Origin of the sequence: Stenotrophomonas bentonitica, from assembly GCF_013185915.1 — a bacterium.
In the GTDB taxonomy this organism is placed as follows: Bacteria; Pseudomonadota; Gammaproteobacteria; order Xanthomonadales; family Xanthomonadaceae; genus Stenotrophomonas; species Stenotrophomonas bentonitica.
The window spans coordinates 667531-681200 of sequence record NZ_JAAZUH010000002.1 but is presented as its reverse complement, the minus strand read 5'-3'; the positions used below and the strand labels follow the sequence as shown (position 1 = coordinate 681200).

General features: G+C 68.1%; 15 protein-coding genes and 5 tRNA genes. 3 read left to right on the top strand and 17 right to left on the bottom strand.

The window, feature by feature from the left end; all coding sequences use genetic code 11:
- Nucleotides 1-16: 16 nt before the first annotated feature.
- A tRNA-Leu gene (locus HGB51_RS14220) sits at nucleotides 17-103 on the top strand.
- 25 nt (nucleotides 104-128) lie between these two features.
- Here HGB51_RS14220 and HGB51_RS14215 read toward each other — a convergent pair.
- From HGB51_RS14215 to HGB51_RS14200, 4 genes are all read right to left on the bottom strand, one after another.
- On the bottom strand, nucleotides 129-419 hold the full coding sequence (locus tag HGB51_RS14215) for a helix-turn-helix domain-containing transcriptional regulator (RefSeq protein WP_246233588.1): 291 nt from the start codon (nucleotides 417-419) through the stop codon (nucleotides 129-131).
- A 23-nt stretch (nucleotides 420-442) separates the two neighbouring features.
- Nucleotides 443-772, bottom strand: a complete 330-nt coding sequence (locus tag HGB51_RS14210; protein ID WP_070207245.1) for a type II toxin-antitoxin system RelE/ParE family toxin — start codon at nucleotides 770-772, stop codon at nucleotides 443-445.
- Nucleotides 773-956: 184 nt separating this feature from the next.
- Nucleotides 957-2366 (bottom strand): oxygen-independent coproporphyrinogen III oxidase, encoded by a 1410-nt coding sequence (gene hemN / locus HGB51_RS14205; RefSeq protein WP_070207244.1) that lies wholly within the window; start codon nucleotides 2364-2366, stop codon nucleotides 957-959.
- A 44-nt stretch (nucleotides 2367-2410) separates the two neighbouring features.
- A complete protein-coding gene (locus tag HGB51_RS14200) occupies nucleotides 2411-2848 on the bottom strand; it encodes a group III truncated hemoglobin (protein ID WP_070207291.1) in 438 nt (145 codons plus the stop codon).
- A 103-nt stretch (nucleotides 2849-2951) separates the two neighbouring features.
- Here HGB51_RS14200 and HGB51_RS14195 point away from each other — a divergent pair, with 103 nt between their 5' ends.
- Nucleotides 2952-3245: a hypothetical protein gene (locus HGB51_RS14195; protein ID WP_070207290.1), complete on the top strand. Its 294-nt coding sequence runs from the start codon at nucleotides 2952-2954 to the stop codon at nucleotides 3243-3245.
- On the top strand, nucleotides 3242-4294 hold the full coding sequence (locus HGB51_RS14190) for a 4Fe-4S dicluster domain-containing protein (RefSeq protein ID WP_070207243.1): 1053 nt from the start codon (nucleotides 3242-3244) through the stop codon (nucleotides 4292-4294). Before HGB51_RS14195 ends, HGB51_RS14190 begins: the two co-directional genes overlap by 4 nt.
- Before the next feature lie 21 nt (nucleotides 4295-4315).
- On the opposite strand, the gene HGB51_RS14185 is transcribed toward HGB51_RS14190, so the two are convergent.
- From HGB51_RS14185 to HGB51_RS14125, 13 genes are all read right to left on the bottom strand, one after another.
- Complete coding sequence (locus tag HGB51_RS14185) at nucleotides 4316-4552, bottom strand: hypothetical protein (protein ID WP_070207242.1); 237 nt, start codon at nucleotides 4550-4552, stop codon at nucleotides 4316-4318.
- Nucleotides 4553-4789: 237 nt separating this feature from the next.
- On the bottom strand, nucleotides 4790-5011 hold the full coding sequence (locus HGB51_RS14180; protein WP_070207241.1) for a hypothetical protein: 222 nt from the start codon (nucleotides 5009-5011) through the stop codon (nucleotides 4790-4792).
- Between the two features lie 111 nt (nucleotides 5012-5122).
- A tRNA-Cys gene (locus HGB51_RS14175) sits at nucleotides 5123-5196 on the bottom strand.
- 7 nt (nucleotides 5197-5203) lie between these two features.
- Nucleotides 5204-5279: transfer RNA gene (locus tag HGB51_RS14170), tRNA-Gly, on the bottom strand.
- A gap of 67 nt (nucleotides 5280-5346) precedes the next feature.
- A tRNA-Gly gene (locus tag HGB51_RS14165) sits at nucleotides 5347-5422 on the bottom strand.
- Nucleotides 5423-5601: 179 nt separating this feature from the next.
- Nucleotides 5602-5677, bottom strand: a tRNA-Gly gene (locus HGB51_RS14160).
- 46 nt (nucleotides 5678-5723) lie between these two features.
- On the bottom strand, nucleotides 5724-6347 hold the full coding sequence (gene pgsA, locus HGB51_RS14155) for a CDP-diacylglycerol--glycerol-3-phosphate 3-phosphatidyltransferase (RefSeq protein WP_070209304.1): 624 nt from the start codon (nucleotides 6345-6347) through the stop codon (nucleotides 5724-5726).
- Between the two features lie 9 nt (nucleotides 6348-6356).
- Nucleotides 6357-8204 (bottom strand): excinuclease ABC subunit UvrC, encoded by a 1848-nt coding sequence (uvrC, locus tag HGB51_RS14150; RefSeq protein ID WP_070209305.1) that lies wholly within the window; start codon nucleotides 8202-8204, stop codon nucleotides 6357-6359.
- Nucleotides 8201-9616, bottom strand: coding sequence for a hypothetical protein (locus HGB51_RS14145; protein ID WP_070209306.1), 1416 nt, complete (start codon nucleotides 9614-9616; stop codon nucleotides 8201-8203). Before HGB51_RS14145 ends, uvrC begins: the two co-directional genes overlap by 4 nt.
- Nucleotides 9617-9640: 24 nt before the next feature.
- Nucleotides 9641-10438, bottom strand: a complete 798-nt coding sequence (gene kdsB / locus HGB51_RS14140; protein WP_070209307.1) for a 3-deoxy-manno-octulosonate cytidylyltransferase — start codon at nucleotides 10436-10438, stop codon at nucleotides 9641-9643.
- A gap of 39 nt (nucleotides 10439-10477) precedes the next feature.
- Nucleotides 10478-11500 (bottom strand): tetraacyldisaccharide 4'-kinase, encoded by a 1023-nt coding sequence (gene lpxK / locus HGB51_RS14135; RefSeq protein ID WP_070209308.1) that lies wholly within the window; start codon nucleotides 11498-11500, stop codon nucleotides 10478-10480.
- Nucleotides 11500-13248 carry a lipid A export permease/ATP-binding protein MsbA gene (msbA, locus tag HGB51_RS14130; RefSeq protein WP_070209309.1) on the bottom strand — a complete coding sequence of 583 codons (1749 nt, stop codon included), beginning with the start codon at nucleotides 13246-13248 and terminating at the stop codon, nucleotides 11500-11502. The genes lpxK and msbA overlap by 1 nt, the downstream gene beginning before the upstream one ends.
- Nucleotides 13245-13667: an ExbD/TolR family protein gene (locus tag HGB51_RS14125; protein WP_070209310.1), complete on the bottom strand. Its 423-nt coding sequence runs from the start codon at nucleotides 13665-13667 to the stop codon at nucleotides 13245-13247. Before HGB51_RS14125 ends, msbA begins: the two co-directional genes overlap by 4 nt.
- Nucleotides 13668-13670 lie beyond the last annotated feature (3 nt).

Below are 13670 nucleotides of genomic sequence, written 5' to 3'. Positions count from 1 at the left end.
TCACCCCGCCAAGCGCGCCCGGATGGCGAAACTGGTAGACGCATCGGACTTAAAATCCGCCGGGGGCAACCCCATGCCGGTTCGATTCCGGCTCCGGGCACCAGTTGGACAGCCACAACTTCGTCCTGTCACGTTGCGTGAAGCGCAGGGGCCGCAGAGAGCGGTTGCACTGCCAGCCTCAGCCCCATCGCCTTGAGAATGGCCGTCAGACTGTTCAGTGCCGGATTGCCTTTCGGCGAAAGGGTCCGGTACAGCTGGGTAGGATTGAGATGCGCCTGTTCGGCTACCGACTGCACGCCACCGACAGCCTGCGCCACGTGGCGCAGGACCGTCATGAGCTCCGCCTGCGTTCCGTCGGCAAGGATGCTGTTGATGACATCCAGCGCGAGCGCGGGATCGCTACGGTACAGCTCGGCCATCGCCTCATCATGGGATCGGCTTCTCATTGTTCGGTTCTCCGCTTCCAGTCCTGCCAATAGTCGACCGCGCGCTCGATGTCCGCGTCCTGGGTTCGCTTGTCGCCACCACACAGCAGCAGCACCAGCCGCGCGCCGGCCATGCCGTAATACACGCGATAACCCTGGCCCACGTCTATGCGCAACTCCCAGACGCCATCGCGGCAGAACCTGCAGTCACCGAAGTTCCCGTGTTCAACGCGGGCGATACGCCGGATGACCGCGACCTTGGCCTCCGCATCGCGCAGTCGCCGCAGCCATTCCACGTAGACGTCCTTCTGACCTTCAGGGGTGAGGTAGTGCTCGATCGCGTGCATGGCCAGTTTCGTTTATTGACGAATGGTTGTCAATGCCACGGAAAGGCGCCTTTTGGCTCGCCAGAATCATTGGATGAGCGCATCCCCGCGACCGGGGGATGCTACCGCTGCGGTTTTCCCGCCTCCAGACGATTTTCCGAATGAAAACGCCGATTTCCATTCATGGCTCCAAACGCAGAAGCGCTCAGATCGCCCGCGAGTAGCGCACCGGCTGTTCGGGTTGCGCCAGGTAGCGGTCGAAACACATGGCCAGCAGGCGCAGGAGGGGGCGGCCGCGTTCGGTGGCGCGCACTACGCCGTCGCGGTACTCGGCCAGGCCGTCTGCCTGCAGCGCCGACAGGGACGCCAGGGCGTCGGCGAAATAGTGGTCGAAATCGACACCATGGCGCGCGCCCAGTGCGCGGCCGTCCACTTCGCCCTGGCACATGAGCTGGTTGATCAGTTCGGCGCGCAGTTCGTCGTCGGCGTCCAGGGTGAGGCCGCGCCACACCGGCAGGCGGCCGCTGTCCACGGCGCTCTCCCAGCCGGGCAGGTCGCGCGGGTTCTGGCTGTAGCTGCTGCCGATGCGGCTGATCGCACTGGCGCCCAACCCGACCAGGTCGGTCCGGGCGTGCGTGGTGTAGCCCATGAAATTGCGATGCAGCTGGCCGGCACGCTGCGCGCGCGCCAGGTTCTCACCGGGCAGCGCGAAGTGGTCCATGCCGATGTACTGATAGCCCGCAAGCGACAACCGCCGTACCGCCAGGCCCAGCAGGGCCAGCTTCTGCTCGGGGCTGGGCAGCGCCGCATCCGGTATCTGCCGCTGTGCCTTGAACAGGTTCGGCAGGTGCGCGTACCCGTAGATCGCCAGGCGGTCGGGACGTTCGCGCAGCACCGTTTCCAGGGTCGTGGCGAAACCCTCCAACGTCTGGTGCGGCAACCCGTAGATCAGATCGACGTTGACCGAGGACAGGCCGTGTTCGCGACACGCACGCAACACGTCCAGCGTGGCATCCACCCCCTGCTCGCGATTGATCGCCCGCTGTACCACCGGGTCGAAATCCTGGATGCCCAGGCTGGCCCGGTTGAACCCCAGCGCGCCGAGCTCGGCAATGTCGTCGCGGCTGACGAAACGGGGATCCAGTTCGATCGAGAAGTCGCGGTCGGCGGCGCTGCTGAAGGAAAACCGGCGGCGCAGGCCGTCGATCAGTTCGCGCATCTGCGCAGGCGCCAGGAAGTTCGGCGTGCCACCGCCCAGGTGCAGCTGGATCACCTCCCGCGAGGCATCGAACAACGGCGCGATCAGGTCCGCTTCGCTGAGCACGCGTGCCACGTACGCGATGCCCTTGCCATGGTCGCGGGTAATGACCCGGTTGCATCCGCAGTAGAAACACGGACTGCTGCAGTAAGGCACGTGCACGTACAGCGACAGCGGCAGCGCCTGCGCATTGCTGTCGGCGATCGCCGCGCGCAGGCCGTGCTCACCGAAGCCGTCGTGGAAATGCGGCGCGGTCGGGTACGAGGTGTAGCGCGGCCCGGGCCGGTCATGCCGGCGCAGCAGCTCGGGATCGAAGTGCCAGGCAAGCCCGGCGGCGGCAGGCGAAAGGGTGTCCATGGCGCCAGCGTGCGCGCCCGGGCGCCTTCACGCATTGAGCCAGATCAATCCGGGCGCAGATTGCGCACGACCGGCAGTTCCGGCCAGCGCTGCATCTGGATGCGCCGCCAGAAGGTGTCGGCGATCCGCACCGCCACGTCGTCGGCCAGGCGCTGCATCGGCGGGTTGCCCGATTCGCCGGTGGTCTGGCTGAACAGCAGCAGCCAGCGATCGAACAGCTCGCGTTCCAGCTCGGGCATGGCCATGTGCTTGGACATCGGGTTGCCGCTGAAGCGGCGCGTACCGCGCAGCATGGCCGACCAGAAATCGACCAGCTGGGCCAGGTGCGCGTCCCAGTCGTGGACGCGGGCATCGAACACCGGGCCCAGCTTCGGGTCCTGGCGCACCCGGGCGTAGAAGTCGTGCACCAGCCGCGTGACCTCCTGTTCGCTGCACAGAGCGAGCGAGGCCACGGGCAGGTCGGGAACGGCGGGGGACGACATGGATTCCTCGGCAGCGTACGGCACACGGTGGGGTGGGCATGATGCTACGCCGGTTTGATCAGGATCAATGTGGCGTGCTGTCGCAGGGCCTACCGTGCAGGCCATGACGCCGCTGAACGACCCGACCCGACGCCACCGCCGCACGCTGGTCCAGCACTGGGGCGCGGTGCTGTGGCCCAGCTTCATCGCCGCCGGCCTGGCCAGCGCGGTGTTCTTCGCGTTCGTGGACCCGCTGCGGTTGCGCGAGATCAGCTTTCCCGGCCACGCGGTGAGCCGCGAGCTGGGCTACACCCTGGGCTTCTTCATGTTCTGGGCGGTGACGGCGATGGCCAGTGCGGTCACCGGCTACCTGCTGCGGCCGCTGTCGCGCGACGACGACGAGCTGCCGCTGGGGTGAGTACGCCCTGCGCCCCGGTTGCGCGCCCTGCCCTGCGCTGGCGCCCGCTGCTGCACGCGATGCTGCTGGGCGGCTTCTACGCCCTGCCCTGGCTGCGCTGGGAGGGCCGCCAGGCGCTGCTGCTGGACCTGCCGGCGCGTCGCTTCGACCTGTTCGGCTGGACCCTGTGGCCACAGGACGTGGGCATGCTGTTCGGGCTGATCGCGGTGATGGCCTGTTCGCTGGTGCTGCTGACCACCGTGGCCGGCCGGGTCTGGTGTGGGCATGCCTGTCCGCAGACGCTGTGGAGCGGCCTGTTCCGCTGGATCGAGCGCGCCTGCGTGCGGTGGCTGCCCCGACCCACCGCCGCAGCGGTTGCCACGCAACTGGCGTGGGCGCTGGTGGCGCTGTGGACCGGCATCACCTTCGTCGGACTGTTCACGCCCATCCAGACGCTGGTGGCCGGGTTCTGGCCAGCCAGCTGGAGCGGCTGGGAGCGGTTCTGGGTGCTGTTCTATGCCACTGCAACCTGGGGCAATGCCGGCTTCCTGCGCGAGCAGGTCTGCATCGACCTGTGCCCGTTCGCACGCGTGGCCCCGCTGCTGTGCGACGACGATACCCCGCAGGTCTGCTACGACGCGCGCCGCGCCGAACCGCGGGGCCCACGCGGACGCGGCACGGGCAGCGTGACGCAACGCGGCCGTGGCCTGCTCGACCCGACCAGCGCCAGCGACTACGCGTTCCGTGCGGCACATCCCGGATTGGCAGGGCCACCGCCACGCTTCAGCGAAGACCGGCTGGGCGATTGCGTGGACTGCATGGCCTGCGTGCAGGCGTGCCCGATGCAGCTGGATGTGCGCAGTGCACCGCTGCCGGACTGCATCGCCTGCGGCGCCTGCGTGGACGCCTGCGATGCGCAGATGCGTGCGTGGCGGTTCCCGTCCGGGCTGGTAAGGATGGCCAGTGCCAATGCACTGCAGGGCAGGCCCCGGCGCTGGCTGCGGCCACGCGTGCTGGCGGCGCTGGCGTGCCTGCTGGGCCTGCTTGGATTGGGTCTGCTACAGCTGTAACCGCCGGTTCCCCAACCGGATTCAGCGCACCCGCGTGCTCGGCGGCGGCACCATCTGCGCGCGCCGGACAATCCCGAGCTGCTCAATGATCATGGCCAGCTCGTTGGTGACCTGGGTGCGGCTGCGCCCCTGCGGCACCAGGCGCTCCAGCACCTGCTGATACGTCGTCCAGAACTCCGGCCCACATCCATGCTTGCTGTAACTGGCCTCCAGCTCGGTGCGCACACCGTTGGCCAGGTCATTCGCGCCGTATTGCATACGACCTCCCTTGGACCTGCTCTGCGATCGAGACGAGCAATTCCCCCCTGCCAGGCTTGCGCCTGCCGCTCCGCTGCTGGGTGGCAACGGAACTTCACCCACGTTTCACTCCACCCTTTCACGCTCTTCGCGCGAAGTCAACCAGTGGCGCAACCGGCCTCGCTGGTGAACTGAACCGTTCAGCAAGTTGAAACCGACACGCAGACAGCATGCCGGTGCTGCGGTGACAGGATGATGTCAGGCGCCCATCCGCCAGATGCCGTAGGCGGCAATCGCCAGCCCCGCCCCGAGGACCATCCAGGCCACGCCGTTGAAGCGCTTGAACACCTTGGCCAGGCCGAACGAGAGGGCGATGGCCGCCACCCCGAACCCCAGCACCACCGCGCCGCTGACGTTGCTGGGCGAATCCCAGAACGAACCGGGCACCCCGGCAGCCGCAATCCACATGGCCAGATACATCGAACACCTCGATCAGGAACGTTCCTGCACAGTAGGCAGGGCGTTGTACGGGGCGGGTGAAGGTCGGCAGCAGAAACGAAAAACCCCGCCGAAGCGGGGTTTTTCAACAACTGGAGGCCTGGGTCGGAATCGAACCGGCGTACACGGATTTGCAATCCGTTGCATGACCACTCTGCCACCAGGCCGGGAATCTGGAGCGGGAAACGAGACTCGAACTCGCGACCTCAACCTTGGCAAGGTTGCGCTCTACCAACTGAGCTATTCCCGCAGAATCAAGCGGATATGCTACCAAAACCACTGGAAACACACCAGCTCTTTCACATCGCGACACAATCTGGAGCGGGAAACGAGACTCGAACTCGCGACCTCAACCTTGGCAAGGTTGCGCTCTACCAACTGAGCTATTCCCGCAGATTTGTTGCGTTTTCCGTCGACCTGCGTCGAAGGAGCGCTATTGTGTCGGTAATCCTTCACGTCGTCAACAGGTTTATGCAGCGATATTCAGCGTGATTCGACTGCGACGCATTCGACCAGTCGCGACACCGGCCTGACACGAAAAAAGCGACCCGCGGGTCGCTTTTTTCTGTATCTGGAGCGGGAAACGAGACTCGAACTCGCGACCTCAACCTTGGCAAGGTTGCGCTCTACCAACTGAGCTATTCCCGCTTGGGAGGCGAAATTCTACAGCCAAACGCGGTGCTGTCAACAGCCCTCAGCCTTTCTTTTTCGCACGCGCGGTTTCGCGTGCGGCGCGCTCGTCCTCGCGCAGGCTCGGCCATGCGGCGTGCAGGTACTGCAGGCCCGAGAACAGCGTGAGCACGGCGGCGATGGCCAGGGTCCAGTCACCGATATGGAACACCGGTTCGCCCATCCAGATGTCGGACACCGGCGTGTTCGGCGCGACCGAATACAGCAGGCACAGCAGCGCGACCATCTGCGCGGTGGTCTTGATCTTGCCGATCAGGGCCACGCGCACTTTCGCGCGCTGGCCGATTTCGGCCATCCATTCGCGCAGCGCCGACACCGCGATTTCGCGGCCGACGATCACCGCTGCCCAGAACGCCATCCACGGGGTCGGGTGGCCCTGCACGATCAGGAACAGCGCCACCGCCACCATCAGTTTGTCCGCGACCGGATCGAGGAAGGCACCGAACGCCGACGCCAGGTCGTAGCGACGGGCGATCCAGCCATCCAGCCAGTCGGTCAGCGCAGCCAGCCCGAAAATCGCCGCCGAGGCGAAGTTGGTCCAGGTATAGGGAAGGTAGAACACCAGCACCAGCACCGGGATCATCACGATCCGCAGCAGCGTCAGCCAGGTGGGGAGGGTCAACTTCATTGCGTCTCTCTACTCGCCGGCCGCAGGGGGCGTGGGCAGTCCATGAAGGTTAGCGTAGATGCGTGCGGCGAGGGCGTCATTGATGCCTTCGACCTTCGCGATTTCCGCTTCGCCGGCTGCTTTCAGGCCGACCAGGCCACCAAAATGCTTGAGCAGGCTGGCGCGACGGCGCGGCCCGATTCCGGGAATGTCTTCCAGCTTGCTGGTCATGCGCGCCTTCTGGCGGCGACCGCGATGGCCGGTGATCGCGAAACGGTGCGCTTCGTCGCGCACCTGCTGGATGAACTGCAGCGCTGGCGACGCCGCACCCGGGCGCAGCTCGCGGCCGTCGGGCAGCACCAGCGCTTCATGCCCGGCGCGCCGCTCCACCCCCTTGGCCACGCCCACCAGCATCACCCCTTCCACGCCGAGGTCGGCCAGCGCCGCCTGGGCCTGGGCGAGCTGGCCGGCGCCGCCGTCGATCAGCAGCAGGTCGGGCAGCACGCCCTCTTCTTCCACGGCGCGGCGGAAGCGGCGGTCGATCGCCTGGCGCATGGCGGCGTAGTCATCGCCCGGCTCGATGCCGCTGATGTTGTAGCGACGGTACTGGCTGCGCACCGGGCCGCTGGCGTCGAACACCACGCACGATGCCACCGTGGCCTCGCCCATGGTGTGGCTGATGTCGAAACACTCCACGCGCTTGACCTGTTCGGCCAGGCCGAGCATCTGCCGCAGGTCTTCGCTGCGCGCGTGCTGCGCGCTGCGACTGGTGAGCTCGCTGACCAGGGTGATCTGCGCGTTGCGGCTGGCCAGTTCCACATAGCCGGCGCGCTCGCCGCGCACGTTCCACTTCAGCTGCACCTTGTAGTCGGCCGAGGTACTCAGCGCGGATTCGATCAGGCTGGCATCGGGGATCTCGCGGTCGAGCAGGATCTCGCGCGGCGGGGTCTGTTCGGCGTAGTACTGGGACACGAAGGCGCCCAGCACTTCCTCGGCGCTCTCCTCGCCATTGGTACGCGGGTAGAACGGCCGCGTGCCCATGTTGCGCCCGTCGCGGAACGCCAGCAGCATCACGCAGGCGTTGGCGCCCTGGGTGGCGCAGGCGAGCACGTCCAGGTCGGCGGCGCGGCCGTCGACGTACTGGCGGGTCTGCATGCTGCGCAGCGAGGTGACCAGGTCGCGCAGGCGCGCGGCCTGCTCGAATTCCAGCGCCTCGCTGGCGGCCTGCATCTGGGTGCCGAGTTCGCGCGCGAGCTGGTCGCTCTTGCCTTCCAGGAACAGCGACGCGCGGCGCACCGACTCTGCGTAGTCGGCTTCCGCGACGAGCGCCACGCAGGGCGCGCTGCAGCGACCGATCTGGTACTGCAGGCACGGCCGCGAACGGTTGCGGAACACGCTGTCCTCGCAGTTGCGCAGCTTGAACAGCTTGTGCATCAGGTTGAGCGTTTCGCGCACCGCGGTCACGCCCGGGTACGGGCCGAAGTAGCGCCCGGGTACCGCACGCGGGCCGCGATGCAGCGCGATGCGCGGCCACTCTTCGCGGGTCAGCAGCACATGCGGGTAGGTCTTGTCGTCACGCAGCGAGACGTTGTAACGCGGCGACAGCGACTTGATCAGCTGGTTTTCCAGCAGCAGCGCTTCGGCCTCGGAGCGGGTGACGGTGACGTCCATGCGCGCGACCTGCGACAGCATGGACATGATCCGCGTGGTCTTGGGCGCGCCGTTGAAATAGCTGCCGACCCGGTTGCGCAGCGCGCGCGCCTTGCCGACGTACAACAGGGTGTCGTCGGCGGCGTACATGCGATACACGCCGGGCGCGGTGCTCAGGTGGGCCGCGAATGCCTTGCCGTCGAAGGCCGGTGCGGTGGGCAGGGTCATTCGCTGATCGGCACGTCGCTCAGTACGCCGCTGACCGGGTCGAACCGCAGCACGGCGTGCGCGTCGGTTTCGGCAATCCAGACCGCCCCGCCGCCGAGTGCCAGCCCGGACGGGCCATGCAGGCGGCGCGGCAGTTCCACCGTGCTCAGTTCGCCGCCGCCCAGGCGCAGGGTGCGCAGGCGGCCGTTGCCGGCGTCGGCGATCCACAGCACCGGGGCGTCCGGGCTCATCGCGATCGCCTGCGGGTACTGCAGCAACGCGGTGGTGCGCGGGCCGTCCTGTTCGCCAAACGACCAGAGCCCCTGCCCGACCAGGGTCTGGACCAGGTCGCCGCGCAGCTGCATGGAACGGATCGACGAGCCCAGTGCATCGCAGACGTACAGCACCTGCTGCACCGCGGCCAGCGCGGTCGGCTGCGCGAAGGCGGCCAGGTGGCCGCTGCCGTCGCGCTCGTCCATCGCGCCGGAGCCGGCCCGCCAGGACAGCGTGCGCTGGCCCAGGTGGTAGCTCCAGATGCGGTTGTCGCCGGCCATCGCGATGTGGACCTGGTTGTCGGCCACGGCGATGCCCTGCGGGTGGTTCAGCGGCGCCTGGCGCGGGTCGGCCACCGCGACTTCGCGCGGGTCGCCCGGGCGGCCGTTGCCGCACAGGGTGTCGACCTGGCCGGTCAGCAGGTGCACGCGGCGCAGCGCATGGTTGCCGGTGTCGGCCACGTAAAGCCACTCACGCTCCAGCGCCAGCCCCTGCGGCCGGTTGAAGGCGGCCTCGCCGGGGCCGCCGTCCATCATGTCGGCGGTGCCCAGCCCGAACTGGCGCAGCACGCGGCCGGCATGGCTGCATTCGAGGATGCGGTGGTGGCCGCTGTCGGCGATGTACAGCCGCTCGGTGCTCACCGCCAGCGCGGACGGGAACAGCAGCGGCAGGCGCGGCTCCGGGCTCAGCTCGCGCAGGCGCGGCGCGTCGCCGTCGAGCGGGCTGGCGATGCCCTGGCAGAGCGCGTTGAGCGCGCGGTCCAGGTCGTCGCCAAAGCCGACCAGGCGGTCCACTTCCCTGCCCTGCGCGTCCAGCAGCACCAGGGTCGGCCAGGCGGTCACGTTGAAACGGCGCCAGCCATCCCAGTCCGCATCGAGCAGTGCCGGCGACCCCACGCCCTGGCGGCGCAGCAGTTTCAACGCCTGCTCGGGCTGGCGTTCGAAGTCGAAGCGCGGCACCTGCAGGATCAACGGCTGCAGCTTGCCCGGATTGCGCGACTGCCACTGGCCCAGCTCGGCCAGGCGCTGCGCACACCAGACCGACCCGGCGTTGACGAAGGCAAGTACGACCGGGCGACCACGCAGCTCGGTCAGGGTGGTCGGCGCGGCGTTGAGCCACGTGGCGAATTCGGGAAGGTCCTGGACGAGCTGTACGTTCATGCGGTGATTATGCAGGACTGCGCGTCATGCAACCGTCGTGCCACCGTCAATTTGACGACGGGCCAGCCAGGCCTCGGCACGCTCCAGGTCGGCCGGGGTGTCGATGCCCGGCGGGAAGGCTGCCGGGGACAGCGCCACGCTGAGGCGGTGCCCGGCTTCCAGCACCCGCAGCTGCTCCAGCGATTCCAGCTGTTCGAGCCGGCCCGGCGGCAGCGCGGCAAAGCGCTGCAGGAACCCGGCGCGGTAGGCATAGATGCCGATATGGCGCAGCCAGTGCGGCCCGGAAAGGCTGTCGCGCGAGCGCGCGAAGCCGTCGCGGTCCCACGGGATCGGCGCGCGGCTGAAGTACAGCGCGTCCAGGTTCTGCTGGCGCACGACCTTGACCACGTTCGGGTCGAACAGGGTCTCGGCGTCTTCGACCGGGGTCGCCAGGGTGGCCATGTCGGCCCCGCTGTAGACCAGCGCTTCGGCCACGGCGCGGATGCCGTCGGCCGGCGCGAACGGTTCGTCGCCCTGCAGGTTGACCACCAGGGTGTCGTCCGACCAGCCTGCCTGCCGTGCGCACTCGGCCAGGCGGTCGGTGCCCGAGGCGTGGCTGGCGTCGGTCATCGCCACCTTCACCGTGGGCAGGCCCTGCAGCGCGTCGGCGATGCGGGTGTCGTCGGTGGCCACCCAGACCTCGCGTGCCCCGGCCTGCAGGGCGCGTTCGGCCACGTGCAGCACCAGCGGGGTGCCGCCGAGCAGCCGCAGCGGTTTGCCGGGCAGGCGCGAAGCGGCGTAGCGCGCCGGAATGGCGACAACGAAATCGACGGGCTGGCTCATCGGGGCACCTCCGGTAAAAACGCAACGAAACGGCAGCGCTCAGCGCTTGCCGAGTTTATCCACGCGGTCGAGCAGTGCGACCCAGAAGGCGGCCGGCAGGTCGGCCGACAACGGCACGGCGAAATGCCATTCGTTCGCGAACACCTTGCACTTCACCGCGTCCTTTTCGGTCATCAGCACCGGCAGCTCGCTGCCGAAGCGCAGGTCGGCCGGCTGGTAGGCGTGGTGGTCGGCGAAGGCGTGCGGAACCACGCCGATGCCCTGCGCGCGCAGCATGTCGAAAAAGCGCTGCGGGTGCGCGATGCCGGCCACCGCATGCACGCGCTGGCCACGGAAGTGCGACAGCGCGCGGGCACGGCCGCCACTGAGCGGCTGGGCGCGGTCGATATGCATCTGCATCGCCCATTCGCCGAACCCGCACGACGCGAGCGCAGCCGGGTCGGCGCTGGCCTGGCCCAGGTTGACCACGCGGAAGTCGCAGTCGCGCGCGCGGCTGGCTGGTTCGCGCAACGGACCGGCCGGGATCAGCCGGCCGTTGCCATAGCGGCGCTGCGCGTCGACCACTTCGATTTCGACGTCGCGCGCCAGCCGGTAGTGCTGCAGGCCGTCGTCGCAGACGATGATGTCGCAGCCGGCTTCGATGAGCGCCTTGCCGGCCGCCACGCGGTCGGCGTCGACCCGCACCGGCACGCCGGTTTTCCAGGCGATCAATACCGGCTCGTCGCCGCCGAGCGCGGTTTCGGTATCCGCATCCACCCAGCGCGCGGTCTTGGCCTCTTCGCGGCCGTAGCCACGGCTGGCCACGCCGGGTTTCCAGCCGGCTTCGCGCAGGCGGTCGACCAGCGCGATGGTCAGCGGCGTCTTGCCGGTACCGCCGGCGGTCACGTTGCCGACCACGATCACCGGCACCGGCAATGCGTGGCGCTTGAACCAGCCGCGCCGGTACAGCGCCCTGCGCAACGCCACCACGCCGCCATACACCGGCGCCAGCACGCGCGCCGCGAACGGAACCGCACTGCCGTCATACCAGTACGACGGCGTCTGGGACCCCTTGGACGCCATCAGGGCTGCCTTTCGCGGAACTGCATCTTGTGCAGGTGTTCGTACAACCCGCCCAGCGCCAGCAGCTCGCTGTGGGTGCCGCGCTCGACGATGCGGCCATGGTCCATCACCAGCACCTGGTCGGCGTGTTCGATGGTGGACAAGCGGTGCGCGATCACCAGCGTGGTGCGTTCGGGCATCAGGCGCTGCAGTGCGTCCTGCACCAGCCGCTCGGATTCGTTGTCCAGCGCGGCGGTGGCTTCGTCCAGGATCAGCACCGGCGCGTCGCGCAGGATCGCGCGGGCGATCGCCAGGCGCTGGCGCTGGCCACCGGAAAGCAGCGCACCGTTCTCACCGACCGGGGTCTGCAGCTGCTGCGGCATGCGCTCGATGAACTCCCACGCGTTGGCGGCTTCGGCGGCCTTGCGGATCTGTTCGTCGGTGGCATCCATGCCGTAGGCGATGTTGGCGCCCACGGTGTCGTCGAACAGCATGACCTTCTGCCCGACCATCGCGACCTGGCGGCGCAGGTCGGCCAGCGGGTAGTCGTCCAGCGGCACGCCGTCGAGACGGATGCAGCCGCCGCTGGGTTCGTAGAAGCGCGGCACCAGGCGGATCAGGCTGGTCTTGCCGCTGCCGGAGCGGCCGACGATGGCGGTGACGGTGCCCGGCTTGGCTTCGAAGGTGATGTCGTCCAGCGCGATGCCGGTGTCCTCGCGATAGCGCAGCATCACGTGCTCGAACGACAGTTCGCCGCGCACGCGCTGGGCACGGGTGCTGCCCTGGTCGCGCTCGACCGGCAGGTCGAGGATGCCGAACAGGCGTTCGGCGGCGGCCACGCCGCGCGAGATCGAGGTCTGCACGCTGGTCAGGCGGCGCAGCGAGGGAATGATGGCCATCATCGAGGTCATCAGGCCCATGAACTGACCGGCGTTCAAGCGTCCGGCGAGTGCCTCGCGGGTGGACACCCACACGATCACCGCCAGCGCCAGCGCGGCCAGGAACTGTACGGTGCTGGAGGCCAGCGCGCGCGTGGTTTCCACCTTCATGTTGAGGCCGAGCATGCGGTTGGCCAGGCGCGAATAGCGCGCGATCTCATGCGCCTGGGTGCCATGCACCTTTACTTCCTGCTGCGCGGCCAGCGACTGCTCGGCGGTCTGCGCCATGCTGCCCATGCCGTCCTGGATGCCACGGCTGATGCGCCGGTAGCGCTTGCCCACGAACGACACGATCACGCCGATCAGCGGCACCACCACCAGCATCGCCACGGTGACCTTGACGCTCATCTGCAGCATCACCACCAGCATGGCGATGATGGTCAGGGTATCGGCGACCAAAGTCTTGAGCGCGTCGGCGCTGGCCTGGGTGACCTGCTCGGTGTCGTAGTTCAGGCGGCTGACCATGACCGGCGTGGCTTCGCTGTCGAAGTGCGACGACGGCAGGTGCAGGTACTTGGACAGCACCTGCTCGCGCAGGTCGCGGACCACGCTGCGCCCGGTGCGGGCCAGCGCGTAGTCGCTGACCAGGGTGGCCAGGCTGCGCATCATGAACAGCCCGAGGATGGTCAGCGGCAGGATCACCGCCATGCGCGGCTCGGGATTGACGAAGCCGCGGTTGACCAGCGGCTCCATCAGCTTGGTGAAGTGGTAGCCGGCCAGCGCTTCGACCACCATCGCGATGACGGCGGCGACCATGAACACCCAGTAGGCGCGGGTGTATCCGAGCAGGCGTTTGTAGATCGGCCAGACCGGTGCGTGTTGTTTACTCATGGACGCACCTCCGGCGCGGTAGCGATGGCGATGCGGCGGAAGCCGAGCTGGCCCAGGGCGTCCTGGGCCGTGACCACGGCCTGGTACGGAGTGCGCGCGTCGGCGCGCAGCAGCACGGTCTGCTCACGGTCGCTGCCGGCGACGGCGGCAATGGTCTGCTTGACCGACTCGACGTCGGTGCGCAGCACTTCCTGGTCGTTGATGAAGTAACGGCCTTCGGCGTTGACCAGCACGCTCAGCGAGCGCGGCGGCTCGGTGGTGTCCTGCTGGCTGGCGGTCGGCAGCTGCAGCTGCAGGGTCGAGCGCGCGTCGAAGGTAGTGGTGACCACGAAGAAGATGATCAGCACGAGGATGACGTCGATCAGGGGTACCAGATCGATATGCACCTCGTCCTGGACCCGGTCGTTGCGGATGCGCATCCG